The sequence below is a fragment of the Algoriphagus aquaeductus genome, from assembly GCF_003253485.1.
GTDB classification, from domain to species: domain Bacteria; phylum Bacteroidota; class Bacteroidia; order Cytophagales; family Cyclobacteriaceae; genus Algoriphagus; species Algoriphagus aquaeductus.
In genome coordinates, this window is record NZ_QKTX01000045.1 from 1 (window position 1) to 1,418 (window position 1,418).

2 protein-coding genes are annotated in these 1,418 nt (G+C 43.5%); both read left to right on the forward strand.

Translation table 11 applies throughout. The features are described from left to right. The first annotated feature begins 60 nt into the window (after nucleotides 1–60). On the forward strand, nucleotides 61–420 hold the full coding sequence (locus CLV31_RS21695; protein ID WP_111395184.1) for an ISAon1 family transposase N-terminal region protein: 360 nt from the start codon (nucleotides 61–63) through the stop codon (nucleotides 418–420). A 29-nt stretch (nucleotides 421–449) separates the two neighbouring features. After that, entirely contained in the window at nucleotides 450–1,385 is a 936-nt protein-coding gene (locus tag CLV31_RS21700; protein WP_111395185.1) for an ISAon1 family transposase, read from the forward strand. The last annotated feature ends 33 nt before the right edge of the window (nucleotides 1,386–1,418 follow it).

Genomic DNA, 1,418 nt, shown 5'->3' on the forward strand with positions numbered 1-1,418 from the left:
GGATCAGTCCTAAAAGTTGGGGGATTTAGGTCAATGTGGTTTCTTTGTTAAAAAAAAGAATTGGAAGAAAAGGATTACCTCAGTTTGGTTTTGCCTCAGGGGCTTTTGGAATTTTTTAAGGTTACTTCAGCAGTCCTAAAGGACAATACTTATCAGATTTATTTGGAAGAACTCAATATTCACCCTGAACATCTTCAAGGAGTGAAGCTCACATCCAAAGGTTTTTTTGAGGAAGTTACTATTCAGGATTTCCCCCTGAGGGGTAAAGCTTGTTTCCTGAAAATAAAGCGGAGAAAGTGGTTGAATGAAGAGACGGGAAAGAATGTAAGCAGGGACTGGAATTTGGTAGCTAACGGCACGCGAATGACACAGGAATTCGCGCTTTTTTTAAAAAGGAACGACTGGACTCGTCCCCTGTAAGTTGTAAGAGTCTTGCCGAAAACTTCCATGTGAATGGAAAGGTCCTTGAACATCAGTATGTTTTTCATCTCAGTGACTTTCAGACTTGGTCTCAGAAATCCCATGCCAAGGATTGGATTCTCTTTCCGGAAAATCTGGGCACCCACCTCAGCATTGATGAAACTTCCCTTTCTCAGGGAGAGCTCTATACCGTACTGACCAATAAAGCCGCCAAAGGCAAAAAGGGAGCGTTGGTTGCTATGATTAAGGGAACTGACAGTGAGCGGGTAATTGATGTGCTGAGAAAATTACCTGAGGGCAAACGAAAGAAAGTCAAGGAAGTGACCCTTGACATGGCAGCCAGTATGGAACGAATTGTCCGCAGGAGTTTTCCTAAAGCACTGTTGGTTACCGACCGGTTTCATGTCCAGCAGCTCGTACACGAGGCGGTTCAGGAAATGAGAATTGCCCACAGATGGGAAGCCATCGAACAGGAAAACAAAGAAATGGAGCTGAGCAAAGAGTGCGGCAAGCCATTTATCTCCAATAGGCTCGAAAACGGAGACACAGAAAAACAACTGCTTGCCCGAAGCAGATACCTGCTTTTCAAGGGAGAGGACTCTTGGACTCCCTCCCAGGCTCACCGGGCAGAAATACTTTTTCACAGGTATCCCGATCTGGAAAAAGCCTATAAACTGTCCAGGTCTCTTGCCCGAATCTATCAGACTAGCAAAATCAAAGGAGTAGCTTTTACCAAACTGGCTCTATGGTACAATGAAGTGGAACAAGCTGGATTTAAATCCTTCAACACGGTATCCAGAACCATCCAAAATCACTATGAAACCATCCTCAACTTCTTCGAAAACAGAAGCACAAACGCCTCGGCCGAATCATTCAACGCAAAAATCAAAGCCTTCAGAACACAGTTTAGAGGAGTTTCAAATATTGAATTCTTCCTTTTTAGACTCTCAAATATCTATGGCTAAAATTTTAACCTCCCCAGATAGTAAGACTGATCC